This window comes from Nonomuraea sp. KM90 (assembly GCF_052246675.1).
Classification (GTDB): domain Bacteria; phylum Actinomycetota; class Actinomycetes; order Streptosporangiales; family Streptosporangiaceae; genus Nonomuraea.
Map to the genome: position 1 here is coordinate 1 of NZ_JBQQCB010000118.1, position 13,834 is coordinate 13,834.

Below are 13,834 nucleotides of genomic sequence, written 5' to 3' on the forward strand. Positions count from 1 at the left end.
CGAACGCCTCCAGCACCCGCCGGTCGCTGGCGTTCAGCAGGCCGCCCCGCGCGGCGAGCACCAGCCGCTCGTCGATCCGCACGTCGGTGTCGGCCACGCCGGGGCTGGTGCACGGGGTCGTGCCGGTGGTCGCCACGATGCGCCACGCCTCGGGCTGGGACCGGTCGTCCGGGGTGGGCTCGCCGGTGCGTTCGAGCAGCGTGACCGAGTCGAGGGAGAACGTCTCGCGCAGGCGGCCGAGCAGCGAGGACAGCGCGGCCTCGCCGCGCAGCACGTGCCCGGCCAGCGTGGACAGCGCCTCCGCGTCCGCGCGGGCCCGGGCCGCCTCCCTGGTACGCCGGGCCGCCAGGTCGACGATCGCGCTGACCGCGGCGGCCACCAGCAAGAACACGACGAGCGCGAGGAAGTTCTCCGGATCGGCGATGGTCCAGGTGGCGAGCGGCGGCGTGAAGAACCAGTTGAGCAGGAGTGACCCGCCGACCGCCGCCGTGATCGCCGGCCAGGTCCCGCCGATCAGCGCGACGCCGACGACCAGGCACAGGAACAGCAGGATCTCGCTGGGCAGCGAGATCACGTCGCGGAAGGGCAGGAGGGCGGCCGTCAGCAGCGGCAGGCCGGCCGTCGCGACCGCCCAGCCGGCCAGCCGGCGCTTGCTCGTCAGCGCCGCCCGGGAGCGGTCGTGATGCCGGCGCCCCTTCTTGGCCTCCTCGTGCGTGATCATGTGGACGTCGATCGACCCGGACAGTGCCGTGGTCTCCACGCCGACGCCGCGCGAGAGGACCTGCGCGAACCGGCCGCGCCGGGAGGCGCCGAGGACGAGCTGGGTGGCGTTGACGCCGCGGGCGAAGTCGAGCAGCGCCCGCGGGATGTCGTCGCCCACGACCTGGTGGTAGGTGCCGCCCATGCTCTCCACCAGCGTGCGCTGGCGGGCCAGGTTGGCCGGATCGCCACCGGCCAGCCCGTCCGCGCTGGTGACGTGGACGGCCAGCAGGTCCGCGCCCGTGGTACGGGCGGCGATGCGGGCCGCCCGGCGGACCAGGGTGTCACCCTCCGGCCCGCCGGTCAGGGCGACGACCACCCGCTCGCGGGTCTCCCAGGTGCCGGCGATGCCGTGGTCGGCGCGGTAGCGGTCGAGCTGGTCGTCGACCTTGCCGGCGACCCACAGCAGGGCCAGCTCGCGCAGCGCGGTCAGGTTGCCGACGCGGAAGTAGTTCGACATGGCCGCGCTGACCTTCTCCGGCGCGTACACGTTGCCGTGTGCCATGCGGCGGCGCAGCGCCTCCGGCGACATGTCGACCAGCTCGACCTGGGTGGCCCGGCGCACCACCTCGTCCGGCACGGTCTCGCGCTGCGGGATGCCGGTGATCTGCTGCACGACGTCGTTGACGGACTCCAGGTGCTGGATGTTCACCGTGGAGATCACGTCGATGCCGGCGTCGAGGATCTCGTCGATGTCCTGCCAGCGCTTGGCGTTCTTCGAGCCGGGCACGTTGGTGTGGGCCAGCTCGTCGATCAGCGCCGCCGTGGGCGCGCGCTCGATGACGGCCTCGGCGTCCAGCTCGGTGAAGGTGGCCCCGCGGTGGACCAGCGTCCGGCGGGGGATCATCTCCATCCCCTCCAGCAGCGCGGCGGTGCGGGGGCGGCCGTGGGTCTCGACGAAGCCCACGACCACGTCCCGGCCGCGCTCGCGGGCGCGGCGGCCCTCGCTCAGCATCGCGTACGTCTTGCCCACCCCGGGGGCCGCCCCGAGGTAGACCCGCAGGCGGCCCCTCCTCACGACCGGTCCAGCGCCAGGTTGAGCTCGAGCACGTTGACGGCGGGCTCGCCCATGAAGCCGAGGGCGCGGCCGGTGGTGTGCTCGTCGATCAGCGCCTTCACCTGCTCGACCGGCATCCCGCGCTCGTTGGCGACGCGGGGCGCCTGGAGGCCGGCGTAGGCGACGGAGATGTGCGGGTCGAGGCCGGAGCCGCTGGCGGTGACCGCGTCCGCGGGGACCGCGGGCGTACCGGAGTTCCCGCGGACCGGGACGGTGCGGCCGGCCGCGTAGTCCTCGCCCGGCTTCGCGCACTCCACCGTCAGGCCCTGGTAGGTGGGGAGGAACGGGGCGGCGGGGCAGGCCTGGTTGACGCTGACGGCGCGGTCGGGGAAGACCTTCAGCACCGCGCCGACCCCGTCGGGGGTGCAGTACGGGCGGGCGCCGCTGACGCCCTCCAGCTCGCCGACCGCCCGGGAGCGGGCGCACACCTGGGTGAGCAGCGACAGCCTGCCCTCGTCCGCGCCGTGGGGCGGCACGTCGATGACGTCTTCGGGGCCGAGGTTGCTGGCGCTGGTGGAGGTGGGGTCGTAGCCGTCACCGGCCGCCGACGGGCGGGACTGGAAGTACTTGCGGACGGGGTTGCCGTCGGCGCCGGTGAAGGACTGGCCGATCAGCGAGCTGCCGACGGCCTTGCCGTCCTTCTCGATGACCGAGCCGTTGGCGTGGTCATTGAACAGCGCCTGGGCCACGCCGGTGGCGGCCAGGGGGTAGATGACGCCGGTGACCACCGTGAGCACGAGCAGCGCGCGCAGGGCGGCCACGTGCTGGCGGATCCAGCTGGGCATGCGGTTCATTTATGACATCCCCGGAAGGAACTGGATGATGAGGTCGATGATCTTGATGCCGATGAACGGCGCCACGATCCCGCCCAGGCCGTAGACGTAGAGGTTGCGGGACAGCAGCTTGGCGGCGCTGGAGGGCCGGTAGCGCACCCCGCGCAGGGCCAGCGGGATCAGCGCGATGATGACCAGCGCGTTGAAGACGACCGCCGCCAGGATCGCCGACTGCGGGCTGGACAGGCGCATGATGTTGAGCGCGTCCAGGCCCGGGTAGACGGCGGCGAACATGGCCGGGATGATCGCGAAGTATTTCGCGATGTCGTTGGCGATGGAGAACGTGGTCAGCGCGCCCCGGGTGATGAGCAGCTGCTTGCCGATCTCGACGATCTCGATGAGCTTGGTCGGGTTGGAGTCGAGGTCGACCATGTTCCCGGCCTCCTTGGCGGCGGAGGTGCCGGTGTTCATGGCCACGCCGACGTCGGACTGGGCCAGGGCGGGGGCGTCGTTGGTGCCGTCGCCGGTCATCGCGACCAGCCGGCCGCCCTCCTGCTCCTTCCTGATCAGCTCCAGCTTGTCCTCGGGAGTGGCCTCGGCCAGGAAGTCGTCCACCCCGGCCTCGTCCGCGATGGCCTTGGCGGTCAGCGGGTTGTCGCCGGTGATCATGACGGTGCGGATGCCCATCCGGCGCATCTCGTCGAAGCGCTCCCGCATGCCGGCCTTGACCACGTCCTTGAGGTGGATCACGCCGAGCACCCGGCCCTTCTCGGCCACGACCAGCGGGGTCCCGCCGGAGGCCGAGACGCCGTCCACGATGTGGCCGATCCCGTCGGTGGGGTGGCCACCGGCGTCGCGGACCCACTTCATCACCGCCGTGGCCGCTCCCTTGCGCACCTCGCGGCCGGCCAGGTTCACCCCGGACATGCGGGTCTGGGCGGTGAACTGCACCCACTCGGCGCCGTGGATCTCCCGCTCGCGCAGGCCGTACCGCTCCTTGGCGAACACCACGATCGAGCGGCCCTCGGGCGTCTCGTCCGCCAGGCTCGACAGCTGCGCCGCCTCGGCGAGCTCCTGCTCGGTGACGCCGTCCACCGGGACGAACTCGGCCGCCTGCCGGTTGCCCAGGGTGATCGTGCCGGTCTTGTCCAGCAGCAGCGTGGACACGTCCCCGGCCGCCTCGACCGCCCGCCCGGACATCGCCAGCACGTTGCGCTGGACGAGGCGGTCCATGCCGGCGATGCCGATCGCCGACAGCAGCGCCCCGATCGTGGTCGGGATCAGGCACACGATCAGCGAGACCAGCACGATCCCGGTCACGCCGTCGGCGGTCAGCGCGAGCGAGTCGGGCACCCCGGGGTTGATGGACTTGGCGTAGACGGCCAGCGGCTGCATCGTGGCGGTGGCGACCAGGAAGATGATCGTCAGCGCGGCCAGCAGGATGTTGAGCGCGATCTCGTTCGGCGTCCGCTGCCGGTTCGCGCCCTCGACCAGGGCGATCATCCGGTCCACGAAGCTCTCGCCCGGTTTCTGGGTGATCCGCACGATGATGCGGTCGGACAGCACCTTGGTGCCGCCGGTCACCGCCGACCGGTCGCCGCCGGACTCGCGGATCACGGGCGCGGACTCGCCGGTGATGGCCGACTCGTCCACCGACGCGATGCCGTCGACCACGTCGCCGTCACCGGGGATGGTCTCCCCGGCCTCGACGACCACGAAGTCGCCCTGCCGCAGCTCGGGCGCGCCGACCGTGTCCCACTCCGGCGACGTGCGGCTCTTCAGCCGGCGCGCGGTGGTGTCCCGCTTGGCGGCGCGCAGCGTGGCGGCCTGGGCCTTGCCCCGGCCCTCGGCCACGGCCTCGGCCAGGTTGGCGAAGACGACGGTCAGCCACAGCCACACGACGATGGCCCAGGCGAACCAGGACGGGTCGGCGATCGCCAGCACGGTGGTGAACACCGCGCCGATCTCGACGATGAACATCACCGGGTTGCGCCACAGGCTCAGGGGGTTGAGCTTCTTCAGCGCGTCCGGCAGGGATCTGAACATCTGCTCGGGGTCGAGCAGGCCGCCGCCGACCCGGCTCTTCTCCTTCGGGGTCGTTGACATGGTCAGAGAAGTCCTTCTGCGAGGGGTCCGAGCGCCAGTGCCGGGAGGAAGGTGAGGGCGACCAGGATGATCGTCACGCCGACCACCATGCCGACGAACTGCGGCCGGTGGGTGGGCAGCGTGCCGGCCGAGGCGGGCACCGGCGCCTGCCGGGCCAGCGAGCCGGCCAGCGCCAGCGCCAGCACGATCGGCAGGAACCGGCCGAAGGCCATGCACAGGCCGAGCGTGGTGTTGTGGAAGGTGGTGTTCACGCTGACGCCGGCGAAGGCGGAGCCGTTGTTGTTGGAGGCGCTGGTGTAGGCGTACAGGATCTCCGACAGGCCGTGCGGGCCGGAGTTCAGCATGGCCGAGCGGCCCACTTCGGTGCCCATGGCCAGCGCCGTGCCGATGAGCACCAGCACCGGGGTGACCAGGAAGTACAGCGAGGCGAGCTTGATCTCGCGGGCGCCGATCTTCTTGCCCAGGTATTCCGGCGTGCGGCCGACCATCAGGCCCGCCACGAAGACGGTGATGACGGCCAGGATCAGCATGCCGTACAGGCCCGCGCCGACGCCGCCCGGCGCCACCTCGCCGAGCAGCATGTTGAAGATCAGCATGCCGCCGCCGAGCGCGGTGTAGGAGTCGTGGAAGGAGTTCACCGATCCGGTGGAGGTCAGCGTGGTGGCGGAGGCGAACATGCCGGAGTTCGACACGCCGAAGCGCGACTCGCGGCCCTCCATCGCCTGCCCGATCGCCTGCGGCACGGTGCCGCCCGCGCTCAGCTCGGCCCAGTTCGTGACGCCGATGCTGATGACGGCGATAATCGCCATCACGCTCACGATCGCGTAGCCCTGGCGGTTGTCGCCGACCATGCGGCCGAACGTGCGCGGCAGGGCGGCGGCGATCACCACCAGCAGGAAGATCTCCACCCAGTTCGTCCACGACGTGGGGTTCTCGAACGGGTGGGCGGAGTTGACGTTGAAGATGCCGCCGCCGTTGGTGCCCAGGTCCTTGATCGCCTCCTGCGAGGCGGCCGCGGCCGGGGTGAACGTCTGCTCGCCGCCGGTCAGCGTCGTCCACGTGCTGTGGTCGGCGAAGGTCTGGATCACCCCGCCGGCGACCAGCACGATCGCCGCGACGAACGCGATCGGCAGCAGGATGCGGAGCGTGCCGCGTACGAGGTCCACCCAGAAGTTGCCGAGCGTGTCGGCCTTCCTGCGGGCGAAGCCGCGCACCAGGGCGATGGCCACCGCCATGCCGACCGCCGCGGAGACGAAGTTCTGCACCGCCAGGCCGGCCGTCTGGACGACGTGGCCCATGGTGGCCTCGCCCGAGTACGCCTGCCAGTTGGTGTTGGTGACGAAGCTGACCGCGGTGTTCCAGGCCAGCGCCGGCTCCACCGGCTCCATCCCGAGGGACAGGAACAGGTGGTTCTGCAGGCGCTGCAGCCCGTACAGGAACAGGATGGACAGCACCGAGAACGCCAGCACGCCGCGCGCGTAGACGCCCCACCGCTGCTCGCTGTCCGGCTGGACGCCGAGCAGCCGGTAGGTGACCCGCTCCACGGCGTTGTGCCTGGTGCCGGTGTAGACCCGGTACATGTAGTCGCCCAGCGGCCTGTAACAGACGGCCAGGGCGAGCAGCAGGGATGCGATGAACAGGATCCCGGCCATGGTCGATGACATCAGAACCGCTCCGGGAACAGCAGGGCCACGACCATGAAGATCACCAGACCGGTGGCCACGACCAACCCGATGGCGTTGACGGCGCTCACAGCCGCTCCACCGCCTTGACGACGTACCCCAGGACCACGAAGACCGCGATCGTCAGGGCGACGAAGATGACGTCGGCCATCCCCACTCCTCAACTCCGTGACAGGTGTTCCAGTCGCCCTTCGCGAGCGGCTGTAGACCCAGCCAATCCGGGTTTTTGGGTGGTTTTGACTTTCTTGACGGGTTCCATACGGGCGCGGCCGGATTCTTGATGCGGTCCCTACGCGCACGCCCGTTGGGCGGGGGCCGGGTCAGTCCCCGCGCAGCCGCCGCCGGGCGCCGCTGAACCAGGCCGGCACCTCACGCTCGTCGTCGAACCCGCGGGCGACCACGATGTCGGTGGAGGAGTGCAGCAGGATCGACAGCACGATGGTGACCGCGACGAGCTGGAAGACCTGCTGCGCGGTGGCGATGCCGGAGGCCAGGACGATCAGCCCGTACACGACGGACGCGAAGCCCTTGGGGCCGAACCAGGCCACGGCCGCCTGCTCGCGTACCGACAGGCCGGAGCGCAGGAAGGACAGCCAGATCGCGATCGGGCGGGCCAGCACCAGAGCCAGGATCGCGAACAGCCAGCCCCGCCAGCCGACCGCGCCGAGCAGGGCGGGGGTGATGAGGGCGCCGAACAGCAGCAGCGCGGCCAGCTTGAACAGCTCCGCGATGAGCTCGCCGAAGTGCTCGAACGACTCCCGCTGCCGCTCCCCGAACGTGGCCACCGTGATGCCCGCGGCGAACGCGGCCAGGAACAGGTTGCCGTGCGTGACCTTGCCCAGCGCCAGTACCAGCAGGCCGATGGCCAGGGCGTTGAGCGGCTCGTACTGGGTGGAGGCGGAGAACCAGCGGGTCTGCTCCAGCTTGATCGCCAGCCACGGCACGGCGACGCCGATCAGCACGCCCATCCCGAGCTCCAGACCGAGCTCGCCCAGGTGCAGGTCGTCGGAGCCGGCCGCGACGGCCAGGAACACCATCACGAAGGGCAGCGCCAGCCCGTCGTTGACGCCGGACTCGACGTTCAGCAGCTGCCGCAGCCGCGGCGGCACCTTCTCGTTGCCCACCAGCGCGGCGGCGAAGACCGGGTCGGTGGGCGCCAGGATCGCGCCGATCAGCAGCGACTCGATCCAGCCGAGCCCGACCAGGTAGTGCGCGCCGACCGCGGTGACGACCAGGGTGAGCGGCAGCCCCCAGCCCAGGGCGCGGCCCGGCAGCCGCCAGGCGGTGCGCAGGTCCTTCCAGCCCACCCGCATGCCGTCGGTGAACAGCACCGTGAACAGGGCCAGCTCGGCCAGCGTGCCCACCAGCTCGTCGCCCGGACGGACGGACACCACACCGAGCACGCCGTCGCCCAGCACGAACCCCGCCGCCAGGAACAGCGCCGCCGTGGACAGGATCGTGCGATGCGCCAGGCTGGACACGAGCACGGCGAGCAGCAGCACTCCGGCGAAAGCCGTGAGCAAGGTGACCATCGGGGAAGCCTCCGGTGGAACGTCGACAGGACCCTTGCCGACCAGGCTTCCCGGCACACCGGCCTATACCGTAACAGCTCGGCCGGAGCGGTGTTCTCTACGCATCCTTGACGCGTCCCGCGGCCGGTCGAGGGTCCGCCGGGCACGCGGCCGGCTCAGGTCGAGGCGGGGCGGGCGCTGCCGATGACGTGGGAGATGTGCCAGCGGGCGAAGCGGTCGAGCCGGTCGATGACGAATCCGGCCCGCTCGATGGCGGCGACCATGTCACGTGCCGGGTGACAGCCGCCGCACACGCGGGCCCATACCGGGGTGACCACCGCCTCGGCCAGCGCCATGGCCGGGTTGACCGAGCGCTGGTGCTCGTGGAAGCGCAGCTCGCCGCCCGGCCGCAGCACGCGGTGAATCTCGCCGAGCGCCGTGTCCAGGTGCGGGGCGCAGCACAGGGCGAGCGAGCAGACCACCGCGTCGCACGTGCCGGGTTCCACGGGGAGCTGGGAGGCGTTCCCGCCGAGGATCCGCACCCGCATCGGGACGTCGTCGAGGACGAGGCGGGCCGCCGCGCGCAGGAAGGGGTCGGACTCGACCAGGACGATCTCCTCGCAGGCGGCGGGATAGCAGGTCAGCTTGACGCCGTCGCCCGCGCCGATCTCCAGCACCCGTCCGGACAGGCCCTCCATCAGCCGCCGCCGCTGGGGGGTCATCGTCGCGCCCCAGCGCACCGGGCGGGGGTGGTGGAACTGCTCCATCCCCGAACCGACGCCTTCCCCGGCATCGGGGGGCACGCTGGGCTGCGGAACATGAACGACCATGGCTCCTCCTGAGGACGACGTCTCCCAGCCTGCGGCACCCGCTCATCCGGATGGAGCCATCTCTACACGATTCCTACGGTCCGCGCGCCAATAGTCACGCTTCCTTGACGAGCCGCGTTCCGATGCCGAATCCGTGATCTTTCAATCCGATACTGGTGCGACACGGAAGAGCACGGGAGGACCGGATGGAGACCAAGGGCCCCACGGCGGAGATCATGATCGCCGAAGCCCGCAAGGCGTTATGGGTGATGGTCGGGTTCCTGGCCGTCATCTGGATCCTCCAGGTCGTCAACTGGGCGACGGGCTACGCGCTGAGCTACGAGTTCGGGCGGCAGGCGTGGAACCCCGAGAGCCTGCCCGACATCGTCACCTCCCCGTTCCTGCACTGGAGCTGGGCGCACATCGAGGCCAACTCGGGGCCGCTGTTCATCTTCGGGTTCCTGTCCGCCTACCGGGGCGTCGCCAAGTTCTTCGGCGTGACGGGATTCATCATCCTGGTGAGCGGAGTGGGCGCCTGGCTCACCGGCGACCCGATGAGCATGAACGCCGGTGCGAGCGGCGTCGTCTTCGGCTATTTCGGCTACGTACTGGTGCGCGGCGCGTTCGACCGGCATCTGACCGACATCGTGGTGGGTGTCGTCATGGCCCTGTGCTTCGCCTACCAGTTCGCGGGGCTGCTGCCCCAGGAGGGCATCGGCTGGCAGAGCCACCTGTTCGGCTTCCTGGGCGGCCTGGTGGGCGGCTGGCTGTTCCGCGACCGCAAGCGCCCCGCGCCGGCCGCCCCGCAGCAGAGCCCCAGGTCCGCGCTGCTCAAGGAACTGGACGACCTCGGGCTCTGACCGGCGATCACCCCCATCTGTTGCCGTTGGGGCATGCATTATTACTTCCTCTGAGAAACGACGGCCTCAGCCGCCTGTTCGGGCCCCATCAGCGGGCGCGGCTGAGCCTCTTCGCCGTCGTGTCTCGTCTTTCACGGATTCCCGCCCGCATCACGTCCGCTCTGCCGGCCTGCGCGGGATCCGGTTCTCGGAGGAAGCATGTTCACCGCCATCTCCCTACCGGTCCACGACCGGGACCGTCCCCGAGGCGCTGGCCGAGACCGGCGCCGCCGTCGTGCTGGCCACCCACGACCGCCGGCTGCTCCGCGACACCGCCGGCTGGCCCCGCCTGGAGCTCTGACCGCGCGCTCTTGCCCGGGACGGTCACGGGGCCGTCCCGGGCAAGAGCGCGGCCGTTACGTGGCGTCGGGTTCCACCGCGCGGAGGCCTTACACGTACGACGGATCGATAACGTGTGTATGTCCAAGCGTCATCCATATACTCCTGATGTGACTGACGGTGAAGGGTCTGAGGCAGGAGACGTCGATCTTCCGCGCTTCCAGGTGGGCGCGCCTCCGCAACACCTGATCACGACGCTGCTGGGCGACTACTGGATCAGCCGGCCAGAGCAGCTGCCGTCGGCGGCGCTGGTGCGGTTGACGGAGGAGTTCGGCGTGTCGCCCGTGGCGGCGAGAGCCGCGCTCTCTCGCCTGGCCCGGCGGGATCTGCTGGAGTCGTCGAAGGTGGGGCGGCGTACCTACTACCGGCTGACCGACCGGGCCGCGGCGGTGCTGTCGGAGGGGCGGCAGCGGATCATGTCGTTCGGGCTGGAGCAGGGCGCGTGGGACGGGACCTGGGTGGTGGCGGCGTTCTCGATCTCCGAGGAGCAGCGCGATCTGCGTCACGCGCTGCGGACGCGGCTGCGCTGGCTGGGTTTCGCCCCGCTGTACGACGGGCTGTGGGTCTCGCCGACGGCGGACGCCGACGGTGCGGCGGCGGTGCTCGTCGAGCTGGAGGTGCCGACCTCCACGATCTTCCGTGCCCGGGCTGTGGACCTGGCGGGCACCCGCGCCCCGCAGGAGGCGTGGGACTTCGACCAGCTGCGGCGCACCTACGAGGGCTTCACCGCCCAGCACTCCCCGCTGCTGAGCCGGGTCCGCAAGGGCGCGGTCGGCGCGTCCGAGGCGCTGGTGGCGCGTACCGGGATCATGGACACCTGGCGCACCTTTCCCAGCCACGATCCCGACCTGCCGGCCGAGCTGCTGCCCGCCGGCTGGCCGCGGGCGGCGGCCAGGGACGTCTTCGTGGAGATCTACGACACCCTCGGCCCGCTCGCCGAGTTCCGGGTCAGGCAGATCGTCGCCGAGTTCGAGCCCGGCCTGGCCGAGCTGGTCGCCCACCACCGCACCAGCTCGATCCTCGCCCCCAGCTGACCCCCTGAGAGAAGACATCAGCCTGGACGATCGCAATGTCCCTTGCAGTGCACCAGTGAACCCGGCCCGGGGGGATCCGCGGTTCACGACCGCGGCGGGTCCGGGGTCACCGTCAGGAGACGGAGAAGTAGAAGGCGACGTCGCGCGTCTGGCCCTCCGGGTTGATGCTCCGCACGGCGATGGTGACGCCGCGGTCCGGCTTGCCGCACTCCTTGGCGTTGATGATCGACAGCCAGCGCGGGGCGGGATACACCCCGACCGGAGTGGCGTGGATCGCCTCCGGGCCGCGCAGCATGACGTTCTCGTTGAGGTTCACGCAGTAGATGCCCGTGCGCAGCCGGGAGGTGGAGATCACGTTCAGGGCGGCCCCCACCGTCCGGCCGTCCGAGGCGACCCGGACCGAGGCCTGCGCGTACGGCGTGTCGGCCTGCGCCACGGCGGTCGGTGCGAGGACGGCGGCCGCGGTGAGCGCGCCCGCGGCGAGGCTCTTGATGTTCTTCATGGACGTGTCCTTTCGGCCCGGTCAGAGGACGGCGACGTCGAAGCCGCCGTCAGCCAGGTGTCCGGTCGTGGGGTCATAGACGACTACGGCGAGAGTGTTCTCCGCCTTGTCGCAGAGGGCCGACGGGTTCCGGTAGGCGATGTACGGCAGCCTGTTCGGGACGCGCGGGGTGATCTGGATGAGCCCGCCCGTGACGTCCACCGAATGGCCGATCCGCACGCAGTAGTGGCCCTTGGCGACCCGGCGGGAGGCGGTGACGTTCTTGAAGTTGTTCAGCGTCCCGTCGGTGTCGACGATCGCCGCCGCCCGCGCGTACGGCGCGTAGATGTCGGCCTGAGCGACGGACCCCCCGGCCAGTACGCAGCCGGCGGCGGCGATGACGAGGCCGCCGGCCAGAGTATGACGCAACATGGAAACCCCCTTCGGTTACCCGCAGAAAGTGATCTGCAGCGGAAAAGTAAGTCAGGGGACAGCGCAGCGCCACGAACCACCCCGCACCATGAGGTTCAAGGAATCTTGACCGTCCGGCGCGAGGTCGATCCGGCCGTCGGTGGCGAAGGGCCGGAACGCCACCAGGCTCAGCGGACCCGGAGGTTTTGATATGGGTGACATAAACGTCTTCGCCGTAAAGAAATCTGCATCGCGATGCCGGTTGCCGGGTGGCCGTCCCGTACAGGTGACACGCGACCTCGCCCCCGTCGGTGTCCGGCCACCCTGCGGTCCCTACTCCTCGCGGGCTCTCGGGTTCACCCGGCAGTTGGTGTGCAAATATTGCGCGGCCCCGTCCCGGAAGTCGTAGATCGCGACCGTCTGCGTGTCCTCCAGCGGGTCGTCCGACGGCATCAGGAAGTGCGTGTCGCTGATCGGGAGCAGCTCGTACGGGATGCGCTCCGGCTTGCCGAGAAAGCTCGCTTGCCAGGGATCCAGGACGAACGTGAGCGAAAGCCGCCCGCCGTCGGCCGACACCTCGTACCGGGCCCCGGGCCGCTCGTAGACGCCCTCGTACCGGGACAGGTCGAGCGCCGGCGCCGGGTCGGGCTCCGGCAGCTCCGGGATCGTGACCGCGCCGAGCTCGGCCAGGATCTCGTTGAACACCTCCTTGTAGAAGCTCTCGCGCGGCCCTCCGTTCGTCATCAGGGAGAGGGCGAGCCCGGAGTCCGGCAGGATCCGCAGGCGGGCGTTCTGGCCGACGGTGCTGCCGTCGTGCGCGTAGACGGTCTCGCCGTGCCAGTCGCACACGATGAGCCCGAGGGCCCACTCCGGCCCGAACATGTACGGGTCGGGCACGGGAACGCGCGACCCCGTCATCTCGCGGACGCTCCCGGCCGAGACGATCCGCGTGCCGTCCCCGGCCTTGCCCTCGCCGAGGACGACGTGCGCCATCGCGAGCACCTCCCGGGCCGTCGAGTTGACGTTCCCGCCGGGGCCGAACGCGCGCGGCAGGTGGGGCAGCGGCGAGGCGACGGGCCCCTCGTCGAGGGACCGGATCACGTGACCCGTCGCGGCCCGGCCGGGCTCCACCTGGTCGGGACGGCTGCTCGTGCCGGTCAGCCCCAGGGGACCGAACAGGCGGTCCCGCATGATGTCGTCCCAGCCCTTGCCGTCGATCACCTCCATGACGCGGGCGAGGATCGCGTAGCCGAGGGCGGCGCTGTAACCGTGGGTGTACCCCAGGGGATGGACCTGGGGCGCGTCGGCGATGTTGTCGACCATGCGCTCGTACACGTCGTCGCCCTCGCCGGGGGCGCCGAAGTCCTCCTCGATGCCGTTGGTGTGGTTGAGCAGGTGGCGGGGCGTGACCCGGGCGGTGACCTCGGGGTCGGCGACCCGGAAAGCGGGCAGGTAGGTCCGCACCGGCTCGTCCAGCGCGACCTTGCCCTCGTCCACGAGCTGCATGAAGGCGAGGGCGGTCCACGTCTTGCTCAGCGAGCCGCACTGGTAGATGGTGCCGGTCGTCGCGGGCTCGCCGGTCGAGACGTCCTTGACGCCGACCGCCAGGTCGGTGATCTCGCCGTCGTGGAGGATTCCGACGGTGGCGCCGGGGATGCGGTATTCGCGGAGGAGCTCGGCGGTCCGGGCCCGGATCCGCTCTATGTCCATGAGGCTCCCGCCTGGCGCAGGCCGACCGCGTTGGCGGCGTCGGCCTCGAGGAACTCCGTGGTGGCGAAGGCTCCGGCGTGCTCCTCGAAGAAGCCCCTGACGCCGTCGACCGAGTCGTGGACGATGACGTTCACCGCCCTGGTGCCGTCGGTGCTGGACACCGCCAGGGTCCACTTCGCCCCCTTGGGCAGCCGGCCGTACGCCTGCTTCAGCGCGCCCCAGAACCCGTCTCCGTCGGAGATCGTGGAAATCGCCATGACGTG

13 protein-coding genes are annotated in these 13,834 nt (G+C 70.8%); 2 read left to right on the forward strand and 11 right to left on the reverse strand.

The genetic code is table 11. The features are described 5' to 3' along the window. The 7 genes from ACTWPW_RS51745 to ACTWPW_RS51775 form a co-directional block, all read right to left on the reverse strand. On the reverse strand, positions 1 to 1,777 hold a 1,777-nt coding region (locus ACTWPW_RS51745; protein ID WP_443173258.1), incomplete at its 3' end, for a DUF4118 domain-containing protein. After that, positions 1,774 to 2,610, reverse strand: coding sequence for a potassium-transporting ATPase subunit C (locus tag ACTWPW_RS51750; protein WP_443173259.1), 837 nt, complete (start codon positions 2,608 to 2,610; stop codon positions 1,774 to 1,776). The genes ACTWPW_RS51750 and ACTWPW_RS51745, both read right to left, overlap by 4 nt. Beyond that, positions 2,611 to 4,695 carry a potassium-transporting ATPase subunit KdpB gene (gene kdpB / locus ACTWPW_RS51755; protein WP_375108370.1) on the reverse strand — a complete coding sequence of 695 codons (2,085 nt, stop codon included), beginning with the start codon at positions 4,693 to 4,695 and terminating at the stop codon, positions 2,611 to 2,613. Positions 4,696 to 4,697: 2 nt separating this feature from the next. Then, a complete protein-coding gene (gene kdpA, locus ACTWPW_RS51760) occupies positions 4,698 to 6,359 on the reverse strand; it encodes a potassium-transporting ATPase subunit KdpA (protein ID WP_375108369.1) in 1,662 nt (553 codons plus the stop codon). Continuing rightward, positions 6,359 to 6,448 (reverse strand): K(+)-transporting ATPase subunit F, encoded by a 90-nt coding sequence (gene kdpF / locus ACTWPW_RS51765; RefSeq protein WP_375108368.1) that lies wholly within the window; start codon positions 6,446 to 6,448, stop codon positions 6,359 to 6,361. The genes kdpA and kdpF overlap by 1 nt, the downstream gene beginning before the upstream one ends. A 249-nt stretch (positions 6,449 to 6,697) precedes the next feature. Next, positions 6,698 to 7,909 carry a cation:proton antiporter gene (locus ACTWPW_RS51770; protein ID WP_375108367.1) on the reverse strand — a complete coding sequence of 404 codons (1,212 nt, stop codon included), beginning with the start codon at positions 7,907 to 7,909 and terminating at the stop codon, positions 6,698 to 6,700. A gap of 155 nt (positions 7,910 to 8,064) precedes the next feature. Further along, positions 8,065 to 8,718: a class I SAM-dependent methyltransferase gene (locus ACTWPW_RS51775; RefSeq protein WP_375108366.1), complete on the reverse strand. Its 654-nt coding sequence runs from the start codon at positions 8,716 to 8,718 to the stop codon at positions 8,065 to 8,067. Between the two features lie 185 nt (positions 8,719 to 8,903). On the opposite strand from ACTWPW_RS51775, the gene ACTWPW_RS51780 reads away from it, so the two are divergent. Together ACTWPW_RS51780 and ACTWPW_RS51785 are read left to right on the forward strand one after the other, a co-directional pair. Then, positions 8,904 to 9,557 carry a rhomboid family intramembrane serine protease gene (locus ACTWPW_RS51780; protein ID WP_443173260.1) on the forward strand — a complete coding sequence of 218 codons (654 nt, stop codon included), beginning with the start codon at positions 8,904 to 8,906 and terminating at the stop codon, positions 9,555 to 9,557. A 488-nt stretch (positions 9,558 to 10,045) separates the two neighbouring features. Next, a complete protein-coding gene (locus tag ACTWPW_RS51785; RefSeq protein ID WP_375108364.1) occupies positions 10,046 to 10,969 on the forward strand; it encodes a PaaX family transcriptional regulator in 924 nt (307 codons plus the stop codon). Between the two features lie 112 nt (positions 10,970 to 11,081). Here the strand turns inward: ACTWPW_RS51785 and ACTWPW_RS51790 are convergent, their stop codons facing one another. The 4 genes from ACTWPW_RS51790 to ACTWPW_RS51805 form a co-directional block, all read right to left on the reverse strand. Continuing rightward, a complete protein-coding gene (locus ACTWPW_RS51790; protein WP_375108363.1) occupies positions 11,082 to 11,471 on the reverse strand; it encodes a hypothetical protein in 390 nt (129 codons plus the stop codon). Positions 11,472 to 11,492: 21 nt separating this feature from the next. Further along, positions 11,493 to 11,882, reverse strand: a complete 390-nt coding sequence (locus tag ACTWPW_RS51795; protein ID WP_375108362.1) for a hypothetical protein — start codon at positions 11,880 to 11,882, stop codon at positions 11,493 to 11,495. A gap of 312 nt (positions 11,883 to 12,194) precedes the next feature. Next, positions 12,195 to 13,571, reverse strand: a complete 1,377-nt coding sequence (locus tag ACTWPW_RS51800) for a serine hydrolase (protein ID WP_443173261.1) — start codon at positions 13,569 to 13,571, stop codon at positions 12,195 to 12,197. Further along, positions 13,562 to 13,828, reverse strand: coding sequence for a hypothetical protein (locus ACTWPW_RS51805; RefSeq protein ID WP_443173262.1), 267 nt, complete (start codon positions 13,826 to 13,828; stop codon positions 13,562 to 13,564). The genes ACTWPW_RS51800 and ACTWPW_RS51805 overlap by 10 nt, the downstream gene beginning before the upstream one ends. Between the last annotated feature and the right edge of the window lie 6 nt (positions 13,829 to 13,834).

Bases quoted from the DNA above. Each gene is read 5' to 3' on its own strand.
- ACTWPW_RS51770 (WP_375108367.1), bottom strand. From the start codon at position 7,909: ATGGTCACCTTGCTCACGGCTTTCGCCGGAGTGCTGCTGCTCGCCGTG.
- ACTWPW_RS51790 (WP_375108363.1), bottom strand. From the start codon at position 11,471: ATGAAGAACATCAAGAGCCTCGCCGCGGGCGCGCTCACCGCGGCCGCC.
- ACTWPW_RS51800 (WP_443173261.1), bottom strand. From the start codon at position 13,571: ATGGACATAGAGCGGATCCGGGCCCGGACCGCCGAGCTCCTCCGCGAA.
- ACTWPW_RS51795 (WP_375108362.1), bottom strand. From the start codon at position 11,882: ATGTTGCGTCATACTCTGGCCGGCGGCCTCGTCATCGCCGCCGCCGGC.
- ACTWPW_RS51805 (WP_443173262.1), bottom strand. From the start codon at position 13,828: ATGGCGATTTCCACGATCTCCGACGGAGACGGGTTCTGGGGCGCGCTG.
- ACTWPW_RS51780 (WP_443173260.1), top strand. From the start codon at position 8,904: ATGGAGACCAAGGGCCCCACGGCGGAGATCATGATCGCCGAAGCCCGC.
- ACTWPW_RS51775 (WP_375108366.1), bottom strand. From the start codon at position 8,718: ATGGTCGTTCATGTTCCGCAGCCCAGCGTGCCCCCCGATGCCGGGGAA.
- ACTWPW_RS51750 (WP_443173259.1), bottom strand. From the start codon at position 2,610: ATGAACCGCATGCCCAGCTGGATCCGCCAGCACGTGGCCGCCCTGCGC.
- kdpA (WP_375108369.1), bottom strand. From the start codon at position 6,359: ATGTCATCGACCATGGCCGGGATCCTGTTCATCGCATCCCTGCTGCTC.
- kdpB (WP_375108370.1), bottom strand. From the start codon at position 4,695: ATGTCAACGACCCCGAAGGAGAAGAGCCGGGTCGGCGGCGGCCTGCTC.